This window comes from Streptomyces sp. NPDC059875 (genome assembly GCF_042731085.1).
Lineage (GTDB): Bacteria > Actinomycetota > Actinomycetes > Streptomycetales > Streptomycetaceae > Streptomyces.
The window spans coordinates 390,410-416,426 of sequence record NZ_JBHWJZ010000002.1; the positions used below are offsets into that span (position 1 = coordinate 390,410).

At 72.0% G+C, this 26,017-nt stretch carries 19 protein-coding genes; 15 read left to right on the forward strand and 4 right to left on the reverse strand.

Features of this window, described 5'->3' with window-relative positions; all coding sequences use genetic code 11:
• Window positions 1-174 precede the first annotated feature (174 nt).
• From ACFV9D_RS03685 to gatB, 5 genes are all read left to right on the forward strand, one after another.
• A complete protein-coding gene (locus tag ACFV9D_RS03685; protein ID WP_385140282.1) occupies window positions 175-2,316 on the forward strand; it encodes a putative bifunctional diguanylate cyclase/phosphodiesterase in 2,142 nt (713 codons plus the stop codon).
• Between the two features lie 116 nt (window positions 2,317-2,432).
• Window positions 2,433-2,729 (forward strand): Asp-tRNA(Asn)/Glu-tRNA(Gln) amidotransferase subunit GatC, encoded by a 297-nt coding sequence (gene gatC / locus ACFV9D_RS03690; RefSeq protein ID WP_015036350.1) that lies wholly within the window; start codon window positions 2,433-2,435, stop codon window positions 2,727-2,729.
• Between the two features lie 4 nt (window positions 2,730-2,733).
• Window positions 2,734-4,233, forward strand: a complete 1,500-nt coding sequence (gatA, locus tag ACFV9D_RS03695) for an Asp-tRNA(Asn)/Glu-tRNA(Gln) amidotransferase subunit GatA (protein ID WP_385140286.1) — start codon at window positions 2,734-2,736, stop codon at window positions 4,231-4,233.
• Complete coding sequence (locus ACFV9D_RS03700; protein ID WP_385140289.1) at window positions 4,230-4,472, forward strand: hypothetical protein; 243 nt, start codon at window positions 4,230-4,232, stop codon at window positions 4,470-4,472. Before gatA ends, ACFV9D_RS03700 begins: the two co-directional genes overlap by 4 nt.
• Window positions 4,450-6,000 (forward strand): Asp-tRNA(Asn)/Glu-tRNA(Gln) amidotransferase subunit GatB, encoded by a 1,551-nt coding sequence (gene gatB, locus ACFV9D_RS03705; RefSeq protein ID WP_385140292.1) that lies wholly within the window; start codon window positions 4,450-4,452, stop codon window positions 5,998-6,000. The genes ACFV9D_RS03700 and gatB overlap by 23 nt, the downstream gene beginning before the upstream one ends.
• A 237-nt stretch (window positions 6,001-6,237) precedes the next feature.
• On the opposite strand, the gene ACFV9D_RS03710 is transcribed toward gatB, so the two are convergent.
• On the reverse strand, window positions 6,238-7,155 hold the full coding sequence (locus ACFV9D_RS03710; RefSeq protein ID WP_385140295.1) for a hypothetical protein: 918 nt from the start codon (window positions 7,153-7,155) through the stop codon (window positions 6,238-6,240).
• Window positions 7,156-7,548: 393 nt separating this feature from the next.
• On the opposite strand from ACFV9D_RS03710, the gene ACFV9D_RS03715 reads away from it, so the two are divergent.
• The 6 genes from ACFV9D_RS03715 to ACFV9D_RS03740 all read left to right on the forward strand — a co-directional run bounded on the left by ACFV9D_RS03715 (window position 7,549) and on the right by ACFV9D_RS03740 (window position 16,590).
• Window positions 7,549-9,639, forward strand: a complete 2,091-nt coding sequence (locus tag ACFV9D_RS03715; RefSeq protein WP_385140297.1) for a phosphocholine-specific phospholipase C — start codon at window positions 7,549-7,551, stop codon at window positions 9,637-9,639.
• Between the two features lie 203 nt (window positions 9,640-9,842).
• Window positions 9,843-12,089: an MMPL family transporter gene (locus ACFV9D_RS03720; RefSeq protein ID WP_385140300.1), complete on the forward strand. Its 2,247-nt coding sequence runs from the start codon at window positions 9,843-9,845 to the stop codon at window positions 12,087-12,089.
• Window positions 12,067-12,633: a GNAT family N-acetyltransferase gene (locus ACFV9D_RS03725; RefSeq protein WP_385140303.1), complete on the forward strand. Its 567-nt coding sequence runs from the start codon at window positions 12,067-12,069 to the stop codon at window positions 12,631-12,633. Before ACFV9D_RS03720 ends, ACFV9D_RS03725 begins: the two co-directional genes overlap by 23 nt.
• A gap of 35 nt (window positions 12,634-12,668) precedes the next feature.
• Window positions 12,669-13,217 carry a hypothetical protein gene (locus ACFV9D_RS03730; protein ID WP_385140306.1) on the forward strand — a complete coding sequence of 183 codons (549 nt, stop codon included), beginning with the start codon at window positions 12,669-12,671 and terminating at the stop codon, window positions 13,215-13,217.
• Between the two features lie 129 nt (window positions 13,218-13,346).
• Complete coding sequence (locus ACFV9D_RS03735) at window positions 13,347-13,526, forward strand: hypothetical protein (RefSeq protein WP_385140309.1); 180 nt, start codon at window positions 13,347-13,349, stop codon at window positions 13,524-13,526.
• A 7-nt stretch (window positions 13,527-13,533) separates the two neighbouring features.
• Window positions 13,534-16,590 carry an AAA family ATPase gene (locus ACFV9D_RS03740; protein WP_385140312.1) on the forward strand — a complete coding sequence of 1,019 codons (3,057 nt, stop codon included), beginning with the start codon at window positions 13,534-13,536 and terminating at the stop codon, window positions 16,588-16,590.
• Here ACFV9D_RS03740 and ACFV9D_RS03745 read toward each other — a convergent pair.
• The 3 genes from ACFV9D_RS03745 to ACFV9D_RS03755 all read right to left on the reverse strand — a co-directional run bounded on the left by ACFV9D_RS03745 (window position 16,587) and on the right by ACFV9D_RS03755 (window position 19,014).
• A complete protein-coding gene (locus tag ACFV9D_RS03745; protein ID WP_385140315.1) occupies window positions 16,587-16,823 on the reverse strand; it encodes a DUF6191 domain-containing protein in 237 nt (78 codons plus the stop codon). The two genes, ACFV9D_RS03740 and ACFV9D_RS03745, sit on opposite strands and share 4 nt — an antisense overlap.
• 8 nt (window positions 16,824-16,831) lie before the next feature.
• Entirely contained in the window at window positions 16,832-17,944 is a 1,113-nt protein-coding gene (locus ACFV9D_RS03750; protein ID WP_385140318.1) for a PQQ-dependent sugar dehydrogenase, read from the reverse strand.
• Between the two features lie 68 nt (window positions 17,945-18,012).
• Window positions 18,013-19,014 carry an aldo/keto reductase gene (locus tag ACFV9D_RS03755; RefSeq protein ID WP_385140320.1) on the reverse strand — a complete coding sequence of 334 codons (1,002 nt, stop codon included), beginning with the start codon at window positions 19,012-19,014 and terminating at the stop codon, window positions 18,013-18,015.
• 75 nt (window positions 19,015-19,089) lie between these two features.
• On the opposite strand from ACFV9D_RS03755, the gene ACFV9D_RS03760 reads away from it, so the two are divergent.
• The 4 genes from ACFV9D_RS03760 to ilvN all read left to right on the forward strand — a co-directional run bounded on the left by ACFV9D_RS03760 (window position 19,090) and on the right by ilvN (window position 25,926).
• Window positions 19,090-20,052, forward strand: a complete 963-nt coding sequence (locus tag ACFV9D_RS03760; protein ID WP_385140323.1) for a 2-hydroxyacid dehydrogenase — start codon at window positions 19,090-19,092, stop codon at window positions 20,050-20,052.
• A gap of 203 nt (window positions 20,053-20,255) precedes the next feature.
• On the forward strand, window positions 20,256-23,282 hold the full coding sequence (locus ACFV9D_RS03765; RefSeq protein ID WP_385140326.1) for a putative bifunctional diguanylate cyclase/phosphodiesterase: 3,027 nt from the start codon (window positions 20,256-20,258) through the stop codon (window positions 23,280-23,282).
• 210 nt (window positions 23,283-23,492) lie between these two features.
• Window positions 23,493-25,370, forward strand: coding sequence for an acetolactate synthase large subunit (locus ACFV9D_RS03770; protein ID WP_385140329.1), 1,878 nt, complete (start codon window positions 23,493-23,495; stop codon window positions 25,368-25,370).
• A gap of 31 nt (window positions 25,371-25,401) precedes the next feature.
• Window positions 25,402-25,926 carry an acetolactate synthase small subunit gene (gene ilvN / locus ACFV9D_RS03775; RefSeq protein WP_215065241.1) on the forward strand — a complete coding sequence of 175 codons (525 nt, stop codon included), beginning with the start codon at window positions 25,402-25,404 and terminating at the stop codon, window positions 25,924-25,926.
• The last annotated feature ends 91 nt before the right edge of the window (window positions 25,927-26,017 follow it).

Here is a 26,017-nt window from a genome sequence, read left to right on the forward strand (position 1 = left end):
GGCCTGGTCGCATTCGGGCAAGACATGGAGAGCGCTGCCCGTCGGAGCCCTCCGCGGCCTAGTGTTGAGACCGTGCGTCTGTCGTGCACGGCCGTGTGAGGGCTCTGCCGGTCGTGGAGGCATGACAACGGCCCATCGCGTTGCAACGGCACCGCCGGCTGTGAGAGGGACGGAATGAAACCGACCGAGAGTGCCGCCCGGGTCTCACGGCCGCGTGGCCGGGCGGCTGCCTTCGTGGGCATCACCTCCGGGCTGCCCGGAGCCGTGGTGGGCGTCGCCGCCGTCGTGCTCGCCGCGGGGCTCTACCAGGCCCTGAGCACCGGCCACGGACTCTTCCCCGGCGGCGCCGCGGGCTGGTCCCTCGCCGTCCTCACCGGCCTCATCGTCGGACACCTGGTCGCCCTCGGCCGCGACCGCTGGTGGGGTGGCACCGGCTCCGGCGCCGCCCTGACCCTCGCGGTCCTGCTGCTGTACGGCTGGGTGCCCGCCGGCCTCGTCTCCATGGCCGTCGTCGTGCTGGTCGGCGCGGCCCGCCGGCACCGCTGGCGCCAGGGGCTGCTGCACGGCGCCGTGGACATCCTCGGCATCGGCGCGGCCGCCCTGGTCCTCGCCGCGTTCGGCGACGTACCGACCGTGGAGAACCCCTGGCAGCCGCCCGACTGGGGGATCGCCGACGTACCGGAAGTGGCGCTCGCCGCGGCCGCCTACCTCGTGGTGACCCGGCTGCTCCTGTGGTACGCCCTCTCGCCCCGGGGCGGCGGACTGCCGACCGTCGCCCGCACGGCCCTGCTCCGGCAGGGACTCGTCGCGGTCGCCCTGCTCGGCATCGCCCCGCTGATCTGCGTCGTCGCGGTCTCCCAGCCGGTGCTGCTGCCGCTCTTCGCGGTCCCGCTCATCGCCCTCGACTCGACCCTCTGGATCGCCCGCGCCCGCGCCGAGGAACAGCTGCGCGACCCGCTGACCGGGCTGCCGAACCGCCAGTGGCTCCTGGAGCGGGCCTGGACCGCCCTGGAGGAGGCCGAGGGCGAGGGCGTCCGCTCCGCACTCGTTCTGATCGACCTCGACCGTTTCCGATCGGTCAACGACACCCTGGGACACCTCGCCGGCGACCGGCTGCTCCTCCAGATCGCGGAGCGGCTCAAGCTGGCCCTGCCGCGCGGGGCGGAGGCCGCGCGGCTCGGCGGCGACGAGTTCGCCGTCCTGCTCCCGACGGCCGACTCCACCACGAGCGCCCAGCGGGTCGCCCGCCACCTCGTCGCCGAACTCTCCTCGCCGCTCGACCTGGACGGGCTCACCCTCGTCCTGGAGGCCAGCGCCGGCGTCGCGGTCTTCCCCGACCACGCGCTCGACGCCGAGGGACTGCTGCGCCGGGCCGACGTCGCGATGTACCAGGCGAAGCGGGACCGTACGGGCGTGGAGGTGTACGAGTCGAAGCGCGATTCCAACACCCCCGACCGGCTCGGTCTCCTCGGTGACCTGCGCCGCGCCCTGGACGCCGGCGAGGTCGAGCTCCACTACCAGCCCAAGGTCCGCTTCGACGGCCAGGTCGCGGGCCTGGAGGCCCTGGTGCGCTGGGTGCATCCGGAGCGCGGCCGGGTCCCCCCGGACGAGTTCATCGCCATCGCCGAGTCCTCGGGCCTGATGCCGCACCTCACCGAGTACGTCCTGGAGACCGCGCTCGCGCAGGTCGCCCGGTGGCGCGCCCAGGGGTTGAACGTTCCTGTGGCCGTCAACGTCTCGCCTCGGGACGTCCACACCCCCGGCTTCGCCGGCGCGGTCGCCGCCCGCCTCGCCCGACACGGCGTCCCGGCGGGCGCGCTGCAGCTGGAGATAACGGAGCATGTCCTCCTGGAGGACCCGCAGCGCGCCGCCGACACCATGGCCGGGCTGACCGGCCACGGCGTGAAGATGTCCCTGGACGACTTCGGCACCGGCTACTCCTCCCTGGTGCACCTGCGGCGCCTCCCGGTGAGCGAGCTGAAGATCGACCGCTCCTTCGTGGCCCGGCTCGCCGTCGACGCCGAGGACGCCGAGATCGTCCGCTGCACCCTCGACCTCGCCCACTCGCTCGGCCTGCTCGTGGTCGCCGAGGGCGTCGAGGACGACGAGACCTGGGAGCGCCTGCGCGACCTGGGCTGCGACGCGGTCCAGGGCTGGCTCGTCGCCGCCGCGATGCCGCCCGGTGAGACCACGGCCTGGCTCCGCGCCCGCGGCGAGCACGGCTGGCGCCGCCCCTCCGAGGAGGCGGCGATACAGGCCGCCGAGGCGGCCTCGGCCGTGGACGTCGACCACCCCTCGGGCCAGGTGGTGCAGTAGCCCGGCGCGGGCCCCGGGGCGGTCCGGCGCGGGCGGCGGGCAAACCGTTTCACGGTGAGCGGTGCGGGCCCCATAGGATTGGGCCAACACCATCAAAATCACCCCGTGAGGATCGCATGCCTGGCATCACGCGCGAGGAGGTCGCCCACCTCGCACGGCTGGCGCGTCTGGAGCTGAAGGGCGAAGAGCTCGATCACTTCGCCGGTCAGCTCGACGACATCATCGGCGCGGTCGCCCGCGTCTCCGAGGTCGCCGACCAAGACGTACCGCCGACCTCCCACCCGCTGCCGCTGACGAACGTCATGCGCGCGGACGAGGTCCGTCCGTCGCTCACCCCCGAGCAGGCGCTCTCCGGCGCCCCGGCCCAGGAGCAGCAGCGTTTCAAGGTGCCGCAGATCCTGGGGGAGGACTAATCACATGACGGACAGCACCATCATCAAGCTCACGGCCGCCGAGATCGCCGGGAAGATCGCCGCCGGCGAGCTCACCGCGGTCGAGGTGACCGAGGCCCACCTCGCCCGCATCGAGGCCGTCGACGAGAAGGTCCACGCCTTCCTGCACGTCGACCGCGAGGGCGCCCTCGCCCAGGCCCGCGCCGTGGACGAGAAGCGCGCCAAGGGCGAGAAGCTCGGCCCGCTGGCCGGCGTCCCCCTCGCGCTGAAGGACATCTTCACCACCGTCGGCGTGCCGACGACCGTCGGTTCGAAGATCCTCGAAGGCTGGATCCCGCCGTACGACGCGACCCTGGTCAAGCGCCTCAAGGCCGCCGACGTCGTCATCCTCGGCAAGACCAACATGGACGAGTTCGCCATGGGGTCCTCCACCGAGAACAGCGCCTACGGCCCCACCGGCAACCCCTGGGACCTGACCCGGATCCCCGGCGGCTCCGGCGGTGGCTCCTCCGCCGCCCTCGCCTCGTACGAGGCCCCGCTCGCCATCGGCACGGACACCGGCGGTTCGATCCGTCAGCCCGCCGCCGTCACCGGCACCGTCGGCGTCAAGCCGACCTACGGCGCGGTCTCCCGCTTCGGCATGGTGGCCTTCTCCTCCTCCCTCGACCAGGGCGGCCCCTGCGCCCGTACGGTCCTGGACGCGGCGCTGCTCCACGAGGCCATCGCCGGGCACGACCCGCTCGACTCGACCTCCATCGACGCCCCGGTCCCGCCGGTCGTCGAGGCGGCCCGCAACGGCTCCGTCGCCGGCATGCGCGTCGGTGTCGTCAAGCAGTTCCGCGGCGAGGGCTACCAGGCCGGTGTCGTCCAGCGCTTCGACGAGTCCGTCGAGCTCCTGAAGGAGCTGGGCGCGGAGATCGTCGAGCTGGACTGCCCGACCTTCGACCTCGCCCTGTCGGCGTACTACCTGATCGCGCCGTCCGAGTGCTCCTCCAACCTGGCCCGCTTCGACGCCATGCGCTACGGCCTGCGCGTCGGCGACGACGGCACCAAGTCGGCCGAGGACGTCACCGCGCTCACCCGTGAGGCCGGCTTCGGCCCCGAGGTCAAGCGCCGCATCATCCTGGGCACGTACGCGCTGAGCTCCGGCTACTACGACGCCTGGTTCGGCTCGGCCCAGAAGGTCCGCACCCTCATCACCCGCGAGTTCGAGAAGGCCTTCGAGCAGGTGGACGTGATCGTCTCCCCGACGACCCCCACCACCGCCTTCCCGATCGGCGAGCGCGCCGACGACCCGATGGCGATGTACCTCGCGGACCTGTGCACCATCCCGACCAACCTGGCCGGCAACGCCGCCATGTCGCTGCCCTGCGGTCTCGCGCCGGAGGACGGCCTGCCGGTCGGACTGCAGATCATCGCCCCCGCCCTGAAGGACGACCGGCTGTACAAGGTCGGCGCCGCCGTCGAGGCCGCCTTCGTGGAAAAGTGGGGCCACCCGCTGCTCGAGGAGGCTCCGTCGCTGTGAGTGCCAGGGCAAAGAAGGCCAAGAACTTCAAGAAGTCGAAGACCGGCATCTACGTCTCGCTGGCGACCACCGCGTTCGGCGCCGTCAGCGTCGCCAAGCAGGCCAAGCTGGCCCGCAACGACAACGACATGCTGCGGCTCATCGACTCCGCCGTGTCCGCCGCCGCCATCGTTACCGGCCTGGCGATCCTCTACCGGGAGCTGAAGCGCCTGGGCGATGACGACGTCCTGCTGGGCTGAGAGGGAAAGTCTCACCGTGACTGTCACTGAACTGCTGTCGTACGACGCGGCGCTCGCTGCGTACGACCCCGTCATGGGCCTGGAGGTCCATGTCGAACTGGGTACGAAGACCAAGATGTTCTGCGGCTGTTCGACCGAGCTGGGCGCGGAGCCCAACTCGCAGACCTGCCCCACCTGTCTCGGTCTGCCCGGCTCGCTCCCGGTCGTCAACGCGATCGGCGTCGAGTCGGCCGTCAAGATCGGTCTCGCGCTGAACTGCGAGATCGCCGAGTGGTGCCGCTTCGCCCGGAAGAACTACTTCTATCCGGACATGCCGAAGAACTTCCAGACCTCGCAGTACGACGAGCCGATCGCCTTCAACGGCTATCTGGACGTCCAGCTGGAGGACGGGGAGATCTTCCGCGTGGAGATCGAGCGCGCCCACATGGAGGAGGACACCGGCAAGTCGACGCACATCGGCGGTGCCACGGGCCGTATCCACGGCGCCTCGCACTCGCTGCTCGACTACAACCGCGCCGGTATCCCGCTCATCGAGATCGTCACCAAGCCGATCGAGGGCGCGGGCGAGCGTGCGCCCGAGGTCGCCAAGGCGTACGTCGCGGAGCTGCGCGAGCTGATCCGTGCGCTCGACGTGTCCGAGGCGCGGATGGACAAGGGCCAGATGCGCTGCGACGTGAACCTGTCGCTGCGCCCGCACGGCACCACGGTCTTCGGCACCCGCTCGGAGACGAAGAACGTCAACTCGCTCCGCTCGGTGGAGCGCGCGGCGCGCTTCGAGATCCAGCGCCACGCGGCCGTCCTCCAGTCGGGCGGCACGATCGTGCAGGAGACCCGTCACTTCCACGAGGACGACGGCTCCACCACCTCCGGCCGGATCAAGGACAACGCCGAGGACTACCGGTACTTCCCGGAGCCCGACCTCGTCCCCGTCGCCCCGGCCCGTGAGTGGGTCGAGGAGCTGCGCGCCGGACTGCCCGAACTGCCGCGCGTGCGCCGCAACCGGCTCCGCGAGGAGTGGGGCGTGTCGGAGCACGACATGCAGTCGATCCTCAACGCGGGCGCGGTCGACCCGATCGTCGCGACCACGGACGCCGGTGCTCCGGCGGACCAGGCCCGCAAGTGGTGGATGGGCGAGCTGGCCCGCTCCGCCAACGAGTCGGGCACGGCCCTCGACGAGCTGCCGATCACCCCGGCGCAGGTCGCCCGGGTGACCGAGCTGGTGGCCTCCGGCGACCTCACCGACAAGCTGGCCCGCCAGGTCATCGAGGGCGTGCTGGCCGGCGAGGGCGGCCCGGACGAGGTCGTCGAGAAGCGCGGCCTGAAGGTCGTCTCCGACGAGGGCGCGCTCGGCACGGCGGTCGACGAGGCCATCGCGGCCAACGCGGCCATCGCCGACAAGATCCGCGGCGGCAAGGTGGCCGCGGTCGGCGCGCTGGTCGGCGCGGTCATGAAGGCCACCCGCGGCCAGGCGGACGCGGCGCGCGTGAAGGACCTGATCCTGGAGAAGCTGGGCGTCAGCGAGGGCTGATCCACGGAGCGCTCCGGGACGAGGGGCGGTACGGCTGCTGAGACGGCCGTACCGCCCCTCGTGCGTGCGGGCTGCGCTTCCCGAACGTGACGATCCTTCAACTTCCTTCGCCCCGTTACTGGATGATCCGCTCCTACGACAGCATCGCGGGCCTGAACTACACGCAGCAGTGGCTGGACGGCGGCTTCTGCTCGATGTCGTACAAGGAGGTCCCCGAGGTGCCGGCCGGTAGGTAGGTCAGCCGATGCAGCCGGCGACGCTTCCGGGCGGAGCGCAGTTGTCCGGACGGTTGTTGACCACGTCCGACCGGGTGAGCGTCACCGTGCCACCGGCGTTGACGATGCCGCCGCCGCTGCCGGGGCCGCCGCCCGCGCTGTTGCCCTCCACCCTGGAGCGGATCAGCGTCAATGTGCTGCCGGAGAGGGTGGAGATGCCGCCGCCGGACTGGGTCGCCGAGTTGTCGCGCACCGTGGTGCTGGACAGCGTCACCCTGCCGTTCGCGTCGGTGAGGATGGCCCCGCCGAAGGCGGCGTTGTTGTCGCGCAGCACGGAGGAGGACACCGTGAGCGTGCTTTCGCGACCGATGAAGACGGCGCCGCCGGAGGCGCCCGCGGTGTTGTCGCGCACCGTGGAGCGTTCCACCCTCACCGAGCCGCCGCCGACGGCGAGATGGGCGATGCCGCCGCCGAACTGGGCCGCGTTGTTGCGCACCGTGGAGTTCGCCACCGTCACCGTGGAGCCGCCGCCGTTGTTGAGGATGCCGCCACCGAAGACCTGGCCGTTCACGACGGTGCCGGTGCCGTTGATCACGGTCAGGCTGTCCAGCCGCACCTGGGCGGTTCCGTTGACCACCACGGTGGAGCCGGCGAAGTTGCCGTCGAGGACCGCGTTCCCCAAGCCGGTCAGGGTCAGGTTCCGGTCGATGACGAAGGGGCCGGTGCACGTGCCCCGCACCCGCAGGGTGTCGCCCGATGCGGCGCCGGCGACCGCGGTCCGCAGGGCCGCGGGGTTCCCCCCGCAGTCCACCGTGACGGTCTGCCCGGCCGTGGCCGGGGACGCACCGACGACACCGACCGTCACCGCCGAAACCACGGCCGAAACCGCCGCCGTCACCGTCCGCCGGCGCCACGCCGCCGAGGCTCTTCGCTTGAGCATCCAGCTTCTCCCGTCCTCAGTGCGGGGCGCCCGCTGATCCGGGCCCCGCTGTGGTCCTCCGGCACGGGCGGCCTGTGCGCCCATGCCCGGAGACATGGGTGCCCCGGGCGGCGGAAGCCGCGTCTGGGGCGGCTGTGCGTCCCTCGAACGGCTCGGGATGACGACCGGTGTGGCCCACAGGCGGAGGAGCCGTCCGGCGGGAGTCGAACCGGAGGTCGCCCGCCCCCTCCGGCCCTGGCCGGAATCCGCTTGGATTCCTGTCCCGTCCTGTTGGACGTTCATCACCAGGCCGTCGCCGGGTCTTCTCGGCGTCATCCGGTCTCACTACTGTCCCGGCCGTACCAACCCCAATGGCTCGAAGGCGATCCATTGGCCGTCGACTGGGAGGTCGGGTTGTCTCCGGAGATTTCGCGCAGAAGGCTGCTCGCGCTGGGTGGAGGCGCGCTCGGCGCCGCTGCGGCGGGGTCGTTGCTCCCGCCGTCGCTCCAGGAGGCGATCGCCGCGGGGCCGCCGGCCGGAGGCATGTCGGCCGTGCGTCACGTCGTGATCCTCATGCAGGAGAACCGTTCCTTCGACCACTACTTCGGCACCCTCCGCGGCGTCCGCGGATTCGGCGACCGCAACGCCATCGAGCTGCCCTCCGGCAAGCCGGTCTTCGAGCAGCCCGCCGCCCTCGGCCGGACCGTGCTGCCGTTCCCGATCCGGGGCGCCGCCGAGACCCAGAAGAAGGACCTCCAGTACATCGGCGACCTCGACCACTCCTGGAGCGGCGGCGCCAAGGCGTGGCACGACGGGTGGATGGACGGCTGGGTCTCCGCCAAGACCGCGGCGACGATGGCGTACTACGACCGCCAGGACATCCCGCTGCACTACGAGCTCGCCGACACGTTCACCATCTGCGACGCCTACCACTCCTCCATCCACACCTCGACGAGCCCGAACCGGAACCACCTGTGGTCCGGCTGGACGGGCTTCGAGGCCGACGGCAGCCGCGCCGTCACCAACGCCGCGTACGCCGAGGGCACCCACCCCGGCTACTCCTGGCCCACCTACGCCGAGCGCCTCGAAGCGGCCGGGCGGAGCTGGAAGACGTACACGGAGTGGGAGAACTTCACCGACAACAACATCGAGTTCTTCACCTCCTTCAAGAAGATCGCCCGCAAGGCCCTCGCCCCCACGGGCGGGCACACCTTCATGGAGTCCTTCTACGCCGCCGTCCGCGACACGGAGGACCCCGCCGAGCGGGCTCGGCTCCTCGCCGCCCTCGAGGACGGCGTCGCCACGCTCACCGACGCCGAGCGCTCGCTCTTCGAGCGCGGGCTGCGCCGCGTCGAGACCGGGAAGCTCGCCGACGCCTTCCGCGCCGACGTGGCCGCCGGAACGCTGCCGGAGGTCTCGTACCTCGTCCCGTCCGCGATCGACTCCGAGCACCCCGGCTCCTCCTCGCCGATCGCCTCCGCCACCCTCGTCTACAAGGTGCTCGACGCCCTCGGCTCGCACCCCGACGTGTGGCGCCATACCGTCGTGCTGATCAACTACGACGAGAACGACGGCTTCTTCGACCACGTCCCGCCGCCCGTCCCGCCCGCCGACAACACCGACGAGCGCTGGAAGGGCCTGCCCACCGGCCTCGGCATCCGCGTCCCACTGCTCGTCGTCTCCCCCTGGTCGCTCGGCGGCTACGTCTGCTCCGAGACCTTCGACCACACCTCCGTGGTCCGCTTCCTGGAGAAGCTCACCGGCATCCAGGAGCCCAACATCACCCCGTGGCGCCGCGCCGTCGCCGGCGACCTCACCTCCGCCTTCGACTTCCGGCGCGGTCACCGACAGCCCGAGGTCGAGCAGCCCGGCCCGATCCCGCCGTTCTCCGGCCGCTGGCGGCCGCAGCCCCCGCTGGTGCAGCAGATGCCGGTCCAGGAGCCGGGCACCCGCCCCGCGCGCCCGCTGCCGTACCAGCCGGACGCCACGGCGCAGGTGGGGGAGAAGGAGATCACCGTCGGCCTGAAGAACAGCGGTAAGGCGAGCGCCCACTTCGCGCTCTACCCGTACGCCGGCGAGTTCGCCGTCCCTCAGCACCAGGACGTAAGGGGCACGGGGCAATGGACGGTACCCCTTACGCGTGATCATTACCGGTTCACGATCACCGGACCGAACGGCTTCCGCCGCGAGTTCGAGGGCCCCGCGGCGGACGGCGCCGAGGTCGCCACGCACATCGACCATCACGACCGTGACCTGCACATCACCGTCCGCAACACCGGAGACGTCCGCGTCTCCTTCACCGTCCGGCCGCTCGGCTACGTCGACGAGGACGACCTCGACGACTGGACCCGCACCGTCACCGTGAAGCCCGGCAGGAGCCGTACCCTCGTGCACTCGGCGGCCGACGCGCACGGCTGGTACGACCTCGAGGTGACGGCCCCGGGCGGCTTCCGCCGGCGGCTGATGGGACACATCGAGAACGGGCGCGCGAGCGTCTCCGGCTGAGCCCGGCCGAGACCTCCCGTACGAGGCGCACGCGCGGGAGCTCAGGACCAAAGGCCTGAGCTCCCGCGCAGGGCTGTGAGTAACGACACGAAAGGGGCAAAGGATCTCTTAAGGCTGCAACAGTGGCCTCACGTAGGTCATGCGTTCTTTGCGGGCTGTTCCCCGGTAAAGATCCACGAACCACCCACCAGGGAGCACGTCCTTTGGCAGCCATCGCACGGTGGTGCATCAAGCACCGCCTCGTCGTCGTCCTGCTCTGGCTCATCACCCTCGGCGGAGCCGTCGCCGGAGCGTCGGTGGCCGGCAACGCGTACTCCAACGACTACGAGGTACCGGGCACCGAGTCCGGCCGTGCGACCGCCCTCCTCGACCGGGGCTTCCCCGGCGCCGGCGGCGACAGCGACACCATCGTCTGGCACACCGACAAGGGCAGCGTCCGCGCCACCGCCGTCGAGCAGCGCATGACCGACATGCTCGACGACGTGGCCGAACTGCCCGGCATCGCGTCGGTGACCTCCCCGTACGGCGACGACCCGGCCGCCCAGGCGCAGATCAGCGAGGACGGACACACCGCCTACGCCGCCGTCACCTTCCACGAGCAGGCCGACGACATCCCGAAGGCCCAGGCCCAAGCCCTCGTCGACACGGCCCGCACGGCCGCCGGCGACGGCGTCCAGGTCGAGCTCGGCGGCAGCGCCATCGCCCTCACCGAAGCTCCCGGCGGGCACATCGCCGAGGCCGTCGGCGTCGTCGTCGCGGCCGTCGTCCTCTTCCTCGCCTTCGGCTCGCTCGCCGCCTCCGCGCTCCCCATCGCCACCGCCCTCGTCAGCGTCGGCATCGCGTACTCCGGGATCGCGCTCCTCGGCCACGTCATGACGGTCGCCGACTTCGCCCCGATGCTGGGGATGCTCATCGGCCTCGGCGTCGGCATCGACTACGCGCTGTTCATCGTCACCCGGCACCGCAAGGGCCTCAAACGCGGCCTCTCGGTCGCCGAATCCGCGCAGATCGCCGTCGCGACCACCGGTCGTGCCGTCGTCTTCGCGGGCGCGACCGTCTGTATCGCGCTGCTCGGCATGCTGATCCTCAGACTCAGCTTCCTCAACGGCGTCGCCATCGCCGCCTCGCTGACCGTGGTGCTCACCGTCGCCGCCTCCGTCACCCTGCTGCCCGCCCTGCTCTCCCTCATCGGGGCCCGGGCGCTCAGCCGGCGCGAGCGGCGGCAGCTCGCCGAGCACGGACCGCAGCCCGAGCTTCCGACCGGCTTCGCCGCCCGCTGGTCCGCCTTCGTCGAGCGCCACCCCAAGCTGCTCGGCGGGGTCGCCGCCGTCGTCATGCTGGTCCTGGCCCTGCCGACCTTCTCGCTCCACCTCGGCACCTCCGACCAGGGCAACGGCCCGGCCACGGCGACGACCAGGCAGGCGTACGACCTGCTCGCCGACGGCTTCGGGCCCGGCGTCAACGGGCCGCTCACCCTGGTCGCCCAGCTCGACGGCGCCGACGACCGGGTCGCGCTCGGCGAGCTGCCGGCCGACCTGGCCAACACCCGGGGCGTCGAGTCCGTCTCCCCGATCACGTACAACAGCGCGGGGGACACGGCCGTCCTGACCGTCGTACCGGATTCCTCGCCGCAGTCGAAGGCGACGAGCGAGCTCGTCGACCGGCTGCGCGCGGACGTGCTGCCCGGGGTCGAGCGGGGCACCTCGCTGGACGTGCACGTCGGCGGCGTCACCGCCTCGTACGACGACTTCGCCGAGATCATCGTCGGCAAGCTGCCGCTGTTCGTGGGCGTCGTCATCGCGCTCGGCTGTCTGCTGCTCCTGCTCGCCTTCCGGTCGATCGGCATCCCGCTGAAGGCCGCGCTGATGAACGTGGCCGCCGTCGCCTCCGCCTTCGGGATCGTCGTCGCGATCTTCCAGTGGGGGTGGGGGAGCGAGCTGCTCGGTCTGGGCAGCGCCGGCCCGATCGAACCCTTCCTGCCCGTGATCATGGTCTCGGTGCTCTTCGGGCTCTCCATGGACTACCAGGTCTTCCTGGTCAGCCGGATGTACGAGGAGTGGCTGGAGACCGGCGACAACCGGCGGGCGGTCCGGGTCGGGCTCGCCGAGACCAGCCGCGTGATCAACTCCGCGGCGGTCATCATGATCTCCGTCTTCCTCGCCTTCGTCCTCTCCGGCGACCGGGTCATCGCGATGTTCGGCATCGCGCTCGCGGCCGCCGTCGCCCTCGACGCCTTCGTCCTGCGGACCCTGCTCGTCCCCGCGCTCATGCACATGCTCGGCGGGGCGAACTGGTGGCTGCCGCGCTGGCTCGACCGCCGGCTGCCCCGGATCAGCATCGAGACCCCCGAGTGCCGGGACGCGGCCGACGCACGTGCGAAGATCCCCACGCAGCGTGTGACGGTTTCGGAGGCGGAGGAGATCGAGGATGTTCGCGATATCGCTGGGTGACGACGGCGCCGAGCTGAGGACGCTGGAGCCCTGGCACGCCGAGGAGTTCCTCGCCCACATGGACCGTGGACGGGAGTACGTCGGGCAGCACATCGCCCTGCCGGATGTCGTGTCGGACCTCGACTCGGCCCGCTCCTTCCTCCGGGCGTACGCCGAGAAGGCCGCGAACGACGCCGGCCGCATCTACGGCATCTGGAGCGAGGGCACCCTAGTCGGCGGCGTGCTCTTCCGCACGATGGACGTGACCAACGGGACGGCGGAGGCGGGCTGCTGGCTCGAGCCGTCGGCGGTCGGCAAGGGCCTGATCACCCGGGCGGCGCGGACGATCATCGACTGGGCGGTCGGGGAACGCTCCATCCACCGCGTCGAGTGGCTGGTGTCCTCGAAGAACGGGGCCAGCATCGCGGTGGCCCGGCGCCTGGGCATGACGAAGGACGGCGTGCTGCGGGAGAGCTACCCGTACCGGGGCGAGCGCCTCGACATGGAGGTCTGGTCGGTGCTCGCGCCGGAGTGGAAGGCGCTCCGGGCCGGGCAGGCGTCTTAAGGCGCCTCTCATGAGCGGCACCTAGCGTGCGGCTCATGAATGCCAAGACTGACGAGACCGTCGAGACGGTAGAGACCGTGGACACCGAGAAGATCGAGGACGGCGTCGTCGAGACGGACGACGCCGTGGACGGTCCGGACGCCGAGCTGGACGAGCTGGACGAGCTGGACGACGACGAGGCGGACCGCGACGCCGAGGCGGCCCCCACGGCCCCCTCCGGCGTCGGCGCGGGCGCCGCGGCCGTCGTCTCCGCCGCCCTCGGCCTCGCCGCCCTGAGCGGCACCTGGGTCGGCAAGGTCGGCAGCGAGCGCGAGACGCTGATCGGCCAGATCAAGGCCCAGAGCGGCACGGCCGCCCAGCAGATCTCCGAGATCTACGGCGACGCCTGGCACACCACCGCGTTCGTCAACGGGATCTTCTCGCTCCTCGCCCTGATCACCGCCGTGGTCGTCCTCGCCCGCCCGCAGCGCCCCGTCTGGGTGCGGGCCGTGGCCGTCGCCGGCGCCGTGCTGGGCGGAATCGGCCTGTTCCTCTCCACCGGCATGTACTTCGACCTGTTCCTGAGTCTGCCGACGGCGTCCTAGGTGCCCCCTAGGACCCTCCTAAGGCCCCCCGTACCCCGAACATGCGGCACTCTCCCGATGTGGCCGTACCCCCTGGGCGACGAAAGTAGAGGCATCGCAAGGAGCGATACCGACACCAGGGAGAACACGATGTTCGCGTACGAACTGCACCGCATGCACCACTCCGAGCTCGCCCGTGAGGGCGCCGCCCAGCGTCTGACCCGCCAGGCCGTCAAGGCGCGGCGGGCCGCGAAGGCCGGCCGGTCCGGCGACCACGACTCCGAAGGGCGGGTGGGAGCAGGGCGCAGCCGCTTCGTCCGGGCCGCGTGACCCCCGTATGAGCACGACCCCGGACGTCTGTGCGATGCTCGGCGCCGTGGAGACCAGGTCAGTCAGCCCCGTGTTCGTCGGCCGGGCCGGCGAGCTCACCGCCCTCGCCGACGCGCTCGCGCGCGCCGGCGAGGGAGAGCCGCAGGCCCTGCTCGTCGGCGGCGAGGCCGGCGTCGGCAAGACGCGACTCATCGAGGAGTTCGTCGCCGTGGCCTGCGAGCGCGGCGCCTACGTCGCGGTCGGCGGCTGCGTCGAGGTCGGCGCGGACGGGCTGCCCTTCGCCCCCTTCTCCACCGCCCTGCGCTCGCTGAGCCGCCGGCTCCCGGACGAACTGGCCGCCGCCGCGGCCGGCCAGGAGGGCGAACTCGCCCGGCTCCTCCCCGAACTCGGCGACGTCGGCAGCCACGAGCCCTCCCACGAGGACTCCACCGCCCGCCTCTTCGAGCTGACGCTACGGCTCCTGGAGCGGCTCGCCGCCGACCGGACGATCGTGCTCGTCCTGGAGGACCTGCACTGGGCCGACGCGTCCACCCGGCACCTCCTCGCCTACCTCTTCCGCACCCTGCGCCGCGGCCGGATCGTGGTCGTCGCCACCTACCGCGCCGACGACATCCACCGCCGCCACCCGCTGCGCCCCCTGTTGGCCGAACTGGACCGGCTGCGGACCATCCGGCGCATCGAACTCGCCCGGTTCACCCGCGCCGAGGTGCGCCGCCAGCTCACCGGCATCCTCGCCGCCGAACCCGACGCCGCCCTCGTCGACGAGGTCTTCGACCGCTCCGACGGCAACGCCTTCTTCGTCGAGGAGCTCGTCGTCTCCCACGAGGCCGGCTGCGCCCCCGGCTCCCTCAGCGACTCCCTGCGCGATCTGCTGCTCGTCCGGGTCGAGACGCTTTCCGAGGACGCCCAGCGGGTCGCCAGGATCGTCGCCGAAGGCGGCTCCACCGTCGAGTACGCGCTGCTCGCCGCCGTCGCCCGGCTCTCCGAGGACGACCTCATCGAGGCGCTGCGCGCCGCCGTCGGCGCCAATATCCTGCAGGCCGTCCCGGACGGCGACGGCTACCGTTTTCGCCACTCCCTGGTCCGCGAGGCCGTCAGCGACGACCTGCTGCCCGGCGAACGCTCCCGCCTCAACCGGCGCTACGCCGAGGCCCTGGAGGCCGACCCCTCCCTCGTGCGCGCCGACGAGCGCGCGACCCGGACCGCCACCTACTGGTACCACGCCCACGACCCCGCCAAGGCGCTGCCGGCCGTGCTCCGCGCCTCCGTCGAGACCCGCAAGCGCTACGCGTACGCCGAGCAACTGCGGCTCCTCGAACGGGCCATGGAGCTCTGGGACGAGGTCCCGGCCGAGGTGCGCCGCTCCCTGCGGCCGATGGACTACGCCGAGGCGTACCCTCCGTGCGGCTGCGACCCCGAGACCACCCCGCTGCGCTATCTCGACCTCCTCGCCGAGGCCGCGTACGCCGCCCGGCTCAGCGGCGAACGCGAACGCGCCCTGAAGATCGGCAAGATGGCGATGCGACTCCTCGAAGAGGAGGGCGAGGACCGAGATCCGCTGCGGAGCGCCTGGTTCTGGACCGAGCGCTCCCGCATCATGTCGAGCCTCGGGCGCTCCGACGGCTGGGCCGAGATCGCCACCGCCCAGGAACTCGTCAAGGGCCTGTCGCCGTCCGCCGTCCACGCCGTCGTCCTCACCGTGGCCGCCGGCTGGGGCATGCTCCACCAGCCCGGCCCCGAGAGCCTGGCCGCCGCCGAACGCGCCGTCGAATACGCCCGGTTGGTCAAGGCCGAGGCCATCGAGCTCGGCGCCCGGGTCACCCTCGGCACGCTTCAGGTCTCGGCGGGCGCCCTGGAGGAGGGGCTCGCCTCGATGTACGAGGTGCGCGACCGCACCCTCGCCCTCGGGCTCTACCACGAGTGCTCCCGCACCCACGTCAACCTCTCGTCCAGCCTGGAGAGCCTCGGCCGCTCCCGGGAGGCCGTCGGCATCGCCGAGGACGGCCTCCGGCTCGCCCGCGCCCACGGCCTCCTCGACAGCCAGGGCTGGATCCGCGCCAACCAGGCCGAGTCGCAGTTCTCCCTCGGCCTGTGGGACGAGGTCCAGCGCAACGGCGAGTGGCTGGAGCGCGCCGGACGGAGCTCCAAGCCGCGCGGCTCCGCCGCCCTCCGGCTGGCCCAGCTCGCCGTCGCCCGCGGTGAACTGACCGTGGCCACCACCCAGTTGGCCACGGCAGCCGAGCACTTCGGCAAGGCCGACCCGATGCCGCAGTACACGATCCCGATGCGGTACGTCGCGGTGAGCATCGCCGCCGGAAGCGGGCGGATCCACGAGGCCCGGGCCGAGCTGGCCGCCGCCGCGGAGGCCGGGTTTCCGCCCGGCACCCATCGCGACGCCTGGCCGCTGCTCCTCGCCGCCGCCACGGCCGAGGCCGACGCCCGCGGGCTGCCCGCCGCCGAGGACGGCCGCGACGAGGCGATCGCCCTCGTCCGCCGTTGCGCCCGGGGGATGGCGACCCCGGCACCCCTCTGGGAGGCGTACTCCCTGCACACCTCGGCGGAGCTGGACCGCGCCGAGGGCCGTCACCCCGTCGACCGCTGGACGGAGACCGTCGCCGCCCACGAACCGCTGGAGCGCCCCTACCTGCTGGCCCTCGCCCGGCACCGCCTCGCCGACGCCCTCCTCGCCGAGGGCGGCCGGCGAGAGGAGGCCGCGGCGCTGCTGCGCGAGGTCCACGCCACCGCCGTACGCCTCGGCGCGCACCCGCTCCGCGAGGACGTCGAGCTCCTGGCCGCCCGCGCCCGCCTCCCGCTCACCGCTCCGGAGCGCGCGCTGGAACCCGAGCCGGGAGACGACGCCTTCGGCCTGACGCCCCGGGAGCAGGACGTCCTGCGCCTGGTCGCCGCCGGCCGCACCAACCGCCAGATCGCCGAGGAGCTCTTCATCTCCCCGAAGACGGCGAGCGTCCACGTCTCCAACATCCTTGCCAAGCTGGGCGTCGCCGGCCGGGGCGAGGCGGCAGCCCTCGCCCACCGCCTCCGCCTCCTGGAGCCGACGCCCTAGGGAGCCCCGTCCCCGCCCCCGTCCCCGTCGTCGCCGTCCCCGCCGTCCCCGTCCTCGTCATGGCGCGTCACCGGAGTCGGCACACGTATCGTCACGGCGCCCGAGTTCAGGTCGATCGGCCCCCGCGCGGGGTCGCAGTCGCCCAGGTCCTCCCGGGTCAGCTCAAGCCGCTGCCGCTCGTCGTCCGTGTGCTTGTGGCTCGGCGCGAACAGCTCCTCCATCAGGTTGAACATCGTGCCCCCTATCCGACCTCCAGCCGGAGGATCTTGTCGTCGCCGGGCCCGGGCGTGCCCCGGGTGTCGGTCTCGCTCGTCGTCAGCCAGAGCCGGCCGTCACCCGCCGCCAGGACCGTGCGCAGCCGGCCGTACTCCTCCACGAGGAACGCCTCGGGGGCCCCGGAGCGTTCCGCTCCGGACAGCGGGATCCGCCACAGGCGCTCGCCTCTCAGACCCGCCATCCAGATCGCGCCCTCGGCGTACGCGATACCGCTCGGGGAGGCCTCGTCCGTCCTCCACTGGGCCACCGGGTCCACGAAGTCGGACACGTCCGCCGCGCCCTCCACCTTCGGCCAGCCGTAGTTCTTGCCGGGCTGGATCAGATTCAGCTCGTCCCAGGTGTTCTGGCCGAACTCGGCCGCCCACAGCCGTCCGTCCTCGTCCCAGGCCAGCCCCTGCACATTGCGGTGACCGTACGAGTACACCACCGAGCCGGGGAACGGATTGCCGGGCGCCGGCTTCCCCTCCGGCGTCATCCGCAGGATCTTGCCGCCCAGCGACTCCACGCTCTGCGCGAGGCCCGTCTCGCCCCGCTCGCCCGTCCCCGCGTACAACATCCCGTCCGGGCCGAACGCGATCCGCCCGCCGTTGTGCACAGTCCCCTTCGGGATGCCCGAGAGGACCACCTCGGGCGCGCCCAGCCGGTCGGTGACCGCGCCTCCGTACGGCATCCGGACGATGCGGTTGTCCGACTCCGCCGTGACGTACGCGTACACCCGGCCGTCCCGCACGGCCAGGCCGAGGAGCCCGCCCTCACCGCCGGGAACCACCCCCGGCACCTCACCGACCGGCGTCTTCTCCCCGGTCCTCGCGTCGACGCGGGTGATCGTCCGCTCGTCGCGCGAGGCGACGAGGAGATCACCGCCGGGCAGCGCTGCCACGCCCCACGGCGACTCCAGATCCTCGGTCAACGTGCCCACGACGCTCACGGCGCCCGGGGCACCCCGCGCCTCCGACGCCGACGCCGACGCCGATGCCGTCGTGGTCGGGGACGCCGACCCGTTCCCACCCGACGAGCACCCCGTCACGAGCCCCAGCACGACGGCGGCCCACACGGCTCCCACACAAGCTCGGCCCACGGTCCCGATCCCTTCGAACGGCGCTCACTACCCTTGATACACCGCCCGGCCCGATCAGGTTCCCGCGCTCAGTCCCACGACCGCCGCGGCGCCGGCAGCCCCGCGATCTCCGCCAGGTCCGCGGCCGTCAGCACCAGCTCCGCCGCCCCCGCGTTCTCCACCGCCCAGCGCTCCCGCTTCGCCCCCGGGATCGGCACGACGTGCGGCCCCTGCGCCAGCGCCCACGCCAATGCCACCTGGGCGGGAGTGACCTCCTCGCCGTGGAGCGCCGCCACCCGCCGCAAACCGGCCACCAGCGGCTGGTTGGCCGCCATCATCTCGGCGGTGAAGCGGGGGTGGCGGGCCCGCGGGTCGTCCGGCTCGAAGCCGCCGCCCGGCGTCAGCGTCCCGGTCAGGAACCCGTTCCCCAGCGGCATCGCGGCCAGGAACCCCACGCCCCGCGCCTCGCACCACGGCAGCAGCCGCTCCAGCGCCTCGGGCGACCACACCGACAGCTCGGCCTCCACCGCGCTCACCGGGAACACCTGCTGGATCCGCTCCAGCTGCCGGATCGTTCCCTCGTACAGATGCGCGGATCCGCCGCGCCGGGCCGCCCGGACCCCCACCGCGCAGAGCCCGAGCGCCCTCACCTTGCCCGCGGACACCAGTTCGGCCATCGCGCCCCAGGTCTCCTCGACCGGCACCTCGGGGTCCGCGCGGTGCAGCTGATAGAGGTCGATCACTTCCGTCTGCAGCCGCCGCAGCGAGGCGTCGCAGGCCCGCCGCACGTACCCGGGCCGGCCGTTGGCCACCACGTGCTGGTCGCCCACGAGCAGACCGCACTTCGTCGAGACGAAGGCATCGGCCCGGCGTTCCTTCAGCGCCCGTCCCACCAACAGCTCATTGGTGAACGGCCCGTACATGTCCGCGGTGTCGAGCAGGCTCACCCCGGCGTCCAGCGCCGCGTGCACCGTGCGCAGCGACCGGTCGCCGCGCTGCTGCGAGCTGCTGTAGGCCCAGTTCATCGGCATACAGCCCAGGCCGACCGCGCCCACGTCGAGCGCCGCCGCCCCGATAGTCCTGCGCTCCACCTGCCGGTACCCCTCCCTGTGCCGTCCCCCAAAGTAACCAATGGCGCGCGGGATTCTTCGCATAGCCTCCCGGTCATGACACTCGATGACACGACCCCTGACGTGTGGCTTCCGTTTCCGGCGGACGAGATCGAAGGGCTTCCCGATCCGGGCGCGTCGGGGCTGAACTACCGCTTCTGGGACGGCGGTCCCGATTTCCCCGCCGACCCGGCGCGCTGCGCCTTCTACGTCGTCCCGTACATGAAGGGTCCGGAGATCGCCGTCCGGCCGCTCGCCGCGATGACCTCGGTCCGCGCTGTGCAGACGCTCTCGGCGGGTACGGACCACGTGACCCCCGGACTCGGCTCGCTGCACCCGGGCGTCGAACTGTGCAACGCCAAGGGCGTCCACGAGGCCAGCACCGCCGAGCTGACGCTCGCCCTGATCCTGGCCTCGCTGCGCGGGATCCCCGGCTTCGTCCGCGGCCAGGACAAGGAGGAGTGGCTGGGCGGGTTCTATCCCGCTCTCGCCGACAAGTCCGTACTGATCGTGGGGTACGGATCGATCGGCGCCGCCATCGAGGACCGGCTCGCCCCATTCGAGTGCGCGCGGGTGGTGCGCGTCGCGCGCTCCGCACGCACCACGGAGCGCGGGCCGGTGCAGCCCCTCTCGGAACTGCCCGCCCTGCTGCCGCAGGCGGACGTCGTCGTGCTCTCCACTCCGCTCACGCCCGAGACCCGGCACCTCGCCGACGCGGGCTTTCTCGCCCGGATGAAGGACGGCGCGCTTCTGGTCAACGTCGCCCGGGGCCCCGTGGTGGACACCGCGGCGTTGCTCAAGGAGGTCGAGAGCGGCCGGATCGGCGCCGCGCTCGATGTCACCGACCCCGAACCGCTGCCGCCCGGCCACCCGTTGTGGCACGCTCCCGGTGTCCTGGTGAGTCCCCATGTCGGCGGTTCCACTTCGGCGTTCATGCCCCGTGCCAAGCGGCTGATCGCCGCACAGCTGACCCGGTTCGCGGCGGGGGAGCAGCTGGCGAACGTGGTCATGACCACCTGAGCAGCCGGTCCACGGCGCGCGCCCCCTCGGTGCGCCCGCCGCGAGCCCCCGGGCCGTCACTGAGAGTACAGCACCCCTGTCCCTGAGTGACGGTCCTGGTGTATCGTCCCGGAGCGGGGGGCTGCGTCGAGTACGGGATGGCGCTGGGGAGCGAAGTGACGGGACATCAGATTCCGAGGGGGGCGACGGGTGAAGTACGGCCGATGGACCGACGATCCGACGCGGCGGGGCCGCCGTCGACGACCCTCGCGCGCCCCATTCCGGCACAGGAGACGCCCGACGGCGACCGCAGGGGAGCCCCGGTGACCGCCCCCGGAGCGCTCATCGGCCGCGGCCCGGTCGCCGCGGGTCCCGCACCGGGCGCCACGGCGCCGGGCGGTGCCGCGGCCCCCGGCGCCGCACCGGGCGGCACCCCGGCGAAGGGTGCGGGCGACGGCGCGGGCGGCGCCCGCGGCCCGGATCCGACGCGGTCCGAGGGTGGAGGCGTCCTCACCCAGGTCGTCCTCGGGCTCATCTGTGCGGCCTACGCGACAGGGGCCGCCCTCGGCTGGGGCTCCGAGCAACTCGCACTCGTCATGGGCGACTTCGGGCTGAGCGCGGCCGCCCTCGCCGCCGGCGTCTCCTGCTTCCTCTACACCCGCCTCCGCGAGAGCCGCTTCCGCCCCGCCTGGCTGCTGTTCGCCTTCTCCTCCACGATGGCCGCCGCGGGGAACGCGGTCTGGGGGTGGTACGAGGTCGTGCTCGGCCGGGACGTGCCCAGCCCCTCCCTCGCGGACCTCTTCTTCCTGCTCTTCGCGCCGCCCGCCATCGTCGGCCTGCTCGTCCTTGCCAAGAAGCCCGTCACCCGGGCCGGCTGGGTCTGCCTCGGGCTCGACGCGTGGCTCATCGGGGGCTCACTGCTCACCCTCTCGTGGAGCCTCGCGCTCGCGCACACGGCGCACTTCCAGGGCGAGAGCGTCTCCCAGGCCGCGCTCTCCCTGGCGTACCCGCTGCTCGACATCGTTCTCGTCAGCATGGTCCTGGCGCTGCACTTCCGCCGCTCGAACGTGAACCGCTCGGCGACGAACACGGCCATCGCCGCCCTCGCCCTCACCGTGCTGTGCGACGCGCTGTTCACCTCCCCGCTGCTGCGGGAGAACTACACCTCGGGCCAGTTGCTCGACGCCGGCTGGTTCGCCGGATCGCTGCTCCTGGCGTACGCGCCCTGGGGGGTGCGCCGGACCGGGGAGAGCGCCTCCTCGCCGCGCGGCCAGCGCCTCCCGAGCCGCCCGGTGGCCGGCTCGCTGGCCGCCCTCACCCCGTATCTCGCCGCGGCGGTCTGCACGCTCGGCATCCTGTACAACGTCGTCGAGGGACGCAGAGTGGACCGCGTGGTCGTCTTCACCGGCTGTACGGTCGTCCTCGCCCTGGTCGTACGCCAGGGCATCATGCTCCTCGACAACATCGCCCTCACCCACGAACTGGCCCAGAAGGAGAACCACTTCAGGTCCCTGGTGCAGGGCTCCAGCGATGTCATCATGATCGCCGCGCCCACCGGCATACTCCGGTACGTGAGCCCCGCCGCCTCCGGGGTCTACGGGCGCGAGGCGGAGGATCTGATCGGCTCCGAACTGGCCTCCCTCATCCATCCCGAGGACCTCGGCGGCGTGGTGCACGAAGTACGCCGTTTCCTCGCCGCTCCTCCTTCGGAGGAGCCGACCACCCGGATCGAGTGCCGCTTCCGCTCCGGCCGCGGCGACTGGCTCAACGTCGAGTCCACCGTCAACCGCCACCAGGGCGGGCTCATCTTCAACAGCCGCGACGTCACCGAACGGGTCCGCCTCCAGGCGCAGCTGCAGCACAACGCCGAGCACGACCCGCTCACCGACCTGCCCAACCGGGCGCTGTTCACCCAGCGGGTCCGCAAGGCCCTCACCGGCCGGCGCTCCTCCGACCCCGGCACGGCCGTGCTCTTCATCGACCTCGACGGCTTCAAGGGCGTCAACGACCGGCTCGGCCACCAGGCGGGCGACGAGCTCCTCGTCCAGGCCGCCCGCCGGCTCCAGGACTCCGTACGGGCCGGGGACACCGCCGCCCGCCTCGGCGGCGACGAGTTCGCCGCGCTCATCCTCGGCGACGGCTCACGGGACAGCGGGGCCCGCGAGTACCAGGTCCACGAGATCGCCGACCGGCTGCGCCTCACGCTCTCCCAGCCGTACCGTCTCGAGGGCGGGAACGAGGTGCGGGTCGCCGCCTCCATCGGCGTCGCCTTCGCCGAGCCCGGCATCGGCGCCGGGGACCTACTGCGCAACGCGGACCTGGCCATGTACCGGGCCAAGGCAGCCGGCAAGGACCGCGTCGAGATGTACGCCCCGCAGATGCAGGCCGAGGTCGTCCGCCGGACGGAGCTGGCCACGCGGCTGCGCACCGCTCTCGACGACGGCGAGTTCGCCCTGCTCCACCAGCCGGTGGTGGACCTCACCACCGGCCGCATCACCGCCGTCGCCGCCCAGGCCCGCTGGCGCTCCGCCCAGGGCATCCTCTTCACCCCCGCCGAGTTCCTGCGCGTCGCGGACGACAGCGAGCGCGCCGCCGAGCTCGGGCGCTGGCTTCTCGAGCAGGCCGTCGAGCAGGCCGCCGAACGGGCCGGACTCGGCCACCGGACGCCGGTCTCCATCCGGCTCTCGGCCCGCAGGCTGCTCGACCGCTCCCTGCCGCTCGGCTCCGTCGAGGCGCTGCTGACCCGCCACGGGCTCCCCTCGGGATCCCTGATGATCGAGCTCGCCGACAGCGACCCCCGGGTCTCCTTCGACGACCTGGAGCAGCGCCTGGTCGCCCTGCGCCGTCTCGGCGTACGGATCGCCCTGGACGGCTTCGGGAGCGGCCACGCGGCCATCAACGCGCTGCGGCGCCTCCCCGTCGACGTACTGAAGCTGGACAGGGGTCTGGTCGAGGGCGTCGTCGAATCCGCCCGGCTGCGCAAGATCACCAGCGGGCTGCTCCGCATCGCCACCGACCTCGGGCTGCAGTCCGTCGCCGACGGGGTGGACGTCCCCGAGCAGGTGCTCGCCCTGCGCGCCATGGGCTGCACACACGGTCAGGGGATGGCCTTCTCGGGTCCGCTCGACGAGTACCGGCTGCGTCGCGCGCTCGTGCGGGACGAGTACCCGGTCCCCGGCGGGGTGGCGGTTCCGGCCGGGGAGCGTCCCCCGATCCGCTCAAATAATGAGACGCCTGTCCCACCCACTTGACACTGATGGTGCGTCGGGGGGAGGGTCAGTGCCATGCGCACCCGAATTCTCGTACTTGGAAAGCGCGTCGGCTGAAGCAGGGCCACGACGGCCCGGCTTGAACGCTACCGACGCGCTCCCCTCGCTTGCCACCCGGCACGAGGGGTTTTTTGTTGCACCGGCTCCTCCCAAACCCTCGCAAAAACCCTCTGCTTCGAGAAGAGATTGCTGATGACCGAGCAGGCCACCGGGCACCATCCGCAGCCGCGGGCCCGTAGCGGCGGACAGTCCGCCACCACCGTCGAGCACGTCACGGGTGCGCAGTCCCTCATCCGTTCTCTCGAGGAAGTAGGGGCCGACACCGTCTTCGGTATTCCGGGCGGCGCCATCCTCCCCGCGTACGACCCGATGATGGACTCCACGAAGGTCCGCCACATCCTGGTCCGCCACGAGCAGGGCGCGGGCCACGCGGCCACCGGCTACGCGCAGGCCACCGGCAAGGTCGGCGTCTGCATGGCGACCTCCGGGCCGGGCGCCACCAACCTGGTCACCCCGATCGCCGACGCCCACATGGACTCCGTCCCGCTGGTCGCGATCACCGGCCAGGTCGCCTCGAAGGCCATCGGCACGGACGCCTTCCAGGAGGCGGACATCTGCGGCATCACGATGCCGATCACCAAGCACAACTTCCTGGTCACCAAGGCCGAGGACATCCCGAAGACGATCGCCGAGGCGTTCCACATCGCCTCCACCGGCCGCCCGGGCCCGGTCCTGGTCGACATCGCCAAGGACGCCCTGCAGGCGAAGACCACCTTCAGCTGGCCGCCGCAGACCGACCTGCCCGGCTACCGCCCGGTGACCAAGCCGCACGCCAAGCAGATCCGCGAGGCCGCCAAGCTGATCGCCGCGGCCAAGCGCCCCGTCCTGTACGTCGGCGGCGGCGTCCTGAAGGCCGGCGCCACCGCCGAGCTGAAGGTCCTCGCCGAGCTCACCGGCGCCCCCGTCACCACCACCCTGATGGCGCTGGGCGCGTTCCCCGACAGCCACCCGCTGCACGTGGGAATGCCGGGCATGCACGGTGCGGTCACCGCCGTCACCGCGCTGCAGAAGGCCGACCTGATCGTCGCCCTCGGAGCCCGCTTCGACGACCGCGTCACCGGCAAGCTGGACAGCTTCGCCCCGTACGCCAAGATCGTCCACGCCGACATCGACCCCGCCGAGATCGGCAAGAACCGCGCCGCCGACGTCCCGATCGTCGGTGACGCCCGCGAGGTCATCGCCGACCTGGTCCAGGCCGTCCAGGCCGAGGCCGGCGAGGGCAACAAGGGCGACTACACCGCCTGGTGGAGCGACCTGAACCGCTGGCGCGAGACCTACCCGCTCGGCTACGACGTGCCGGAGGACGGCAGCCTCTCGCCGCAGCAGGTCATCCAGCGCATCGGCCAGCTCGCCCCCGCCGACACCATCTACGCGGCCGGCGTCGGCCAGCACCAGATGTGGGCCGCGCACTTCATCGACTACGAGAAGCCGGCCACCTGGCTCAACTCCGGCGGCGCCGGAACGATGGGCTACGCGGTCCCGGCGGCCATGGGCGCCAAGGCCGGCATGCCGGACCGCCCGGTCTGGGCGATCGACGGCGACGGCTGCTTCCAGATGACCAATCAGGAGCTCGTCACCTGCGCGCTCAACAACATCCCGATCAAGGTCGCCATCATCAACAACGGCGCCCTCGGGATGGTCCGCCAGTGGCAGACCCTCTTCTACAACCAGCGCTACTCGAGCACGGTCCTGCACGCCGACGAGACGGGCCACGAGGCGACCGGTTCCCAGGTCGGCGCCAGCACGGCGCCTCGCAAGGGCACCCGTATCCCGGACTTCGTCAAGCTGTCCGAGGCCATGGGCTGTGTCGCCCTGCGCTGCGAGGACCCGGCCGACCTGGACAAGGTCATCGAAGAGGCCAACGCCATCAACGACCGCCCGGTCGTGATCGACTTCATCGTCCACGAGGACGCCCAGGTCTGGCCCATGGTCGCCGCCGGCACCTCCAACGACGAGGTCATGGCCGCCCGGGGCGTCCGCCCCGACTTCGGCGACAACGAAGACGACTGAGACCGAGAGCCGTAGGAAGAGGAACGACACAATGACGAGGCACACGCTCTCCGTCCTGGTGGAGAACACCCCCGGCATCCTGGCCCGGATCGCCGCGCTGTTCTCCCGCCGCGGCTTCAACATCGACTCGCTCGCCGTCGGTGTCACCGAGCACCCCGACATCTCCCGCATCACCATCGTGGTCAATGTCGAGGACCTGCCGCTGGAGCAGGTGACCAAGCAGCTCAACAAGCTGGTCAACGTCCTGAAGATCGTCGAACTCGAGCCCTCCGCTGCGATCCAGCGCGAGCTCGTCCTGGTGAAGGTCCGCGCCGACAACGAGACCCGCTCCCAGATCGTCGAGATCGTCCAGCTGTTCCGCGCCAAGACCGTGGACGTCTCGCCCGAGGCGGTCACCATCGAGGCCACCGGTTCGAGTGACAAGCTCGACGCGATGCTCAAGATGCTGGAGCAGTTCGGCATCAAGGAGCTCGTGCAGTCCGGCACGATCGCCATAGGGCGTGGTGCCCGGTCCATCACCGACCGGTCCCTCCGGGCCCTCGACCGCAGCGCCTGACGTCAACCCGGGCTGACCGCCTGTCCACCTCGGCGGTCCGCCTGGCGAGACCCGAAAACTTCCCTCCCGCTCCCCGCCGTACGGTGGGACG

Bases quoted from the DNA above. Each gene is read 5' to 3' on its own strand.
- ACFV9D_RS03685 (WP_385140282.1), top strand. From the start codon at position 175: ATGAAACCGACCGAGAGTGCCGCCCGGGTCTCACGGCCGCGTGGCCGG.
- gatC (WP_015036350.1), top strand. From the start codon at position 2,433: ATGCCTGGCATCACGCGCGAGGAGGTCGCCCACCTCGCACGGCTGGCG.
- gatA (WP_385140286.1), top strand. From the start codon at position 2,734: ATGACGGACAGCACCATCATCAAGCTCACGGCCGCCGAGATCGCCGGG.
- gatB (WP_385140292.1), top strand. From the start codon at position 4,450: ATGACGACGTCCTGCTGGGCTGAGAGGGAAAGTCTCACCGTGACTGTC.
- ACFV9D_RS03710 (WP_385140295.1), bottom strand. From the start codon at position 7,155: ATGCTCAAGCGAAGAGCCTCGGCGGCGTGGCGCCGGCGGACGGTGACG.
- ACFV9D_RS03725 (WP_385140303.1), top strand. From the start codon at position 12,067: ATGTTCGCGATATCGCTGGGTGACGACGGCGCCGAGCTGAGGACGCTG.
- ACFV9D_RS03730 (WP_385140306.1), top strand. From the start codon at position 12,669: ATGAATGCCAAGACTGACGAGACCGTCGAGACGGTAGAGACCGTGGAC.
- ACFV9D_RS03735 (WP_385140309.1), top strand. From the start codon at position 13,347: ATGTTCGCGTACGAACTGCACCGCATGCACCACTCCGAGCTCGCCCGT.
- ACFV9D_RS03740 (WP_385140312.1), top strand. From the start codon at position 13,534: ATGAGCACGACCCCGGACGTCTGTGCGATGCTCGGCGCCGTGGAGACC.
- ACFV9D_RS03745 (WP_385140315.1), bottom strand. From the start codon at position 16,823: ATGTTCAACCTGATGGAGGAGCTGTTCGCGCCGAGCCACAAGCACACG.
- ACFV9D_RS03760 (WP_385140323.1), top strand. From the start codon at position 19,090: ATGACACTCGATGACACGACCCCTGACGTGTGGCTTCCGTTTCCGGCG.
- ACFV9D_RS03765 (WP_385140326.1), top strand. From the start codon at position 20,256: ATGGACCGACGATCCGACGCGGCGGGGCCGCCGTCGACGACCCTCGCG.
- ACFV9D_RS03770 (WP_385140329.1), top strand. From the start codon at position 23,493: ATGACCGAGCAGGCCACCGGGCACCATCCGCAGCCGCGGGCCCGTAGC.
- ilvN (WP_215065241.1), top strand. From the start codon at position 25,402: ATGACGAGGCACACGCTCTCCGTCCTGGTGGAGAACACCCCCGGCATC.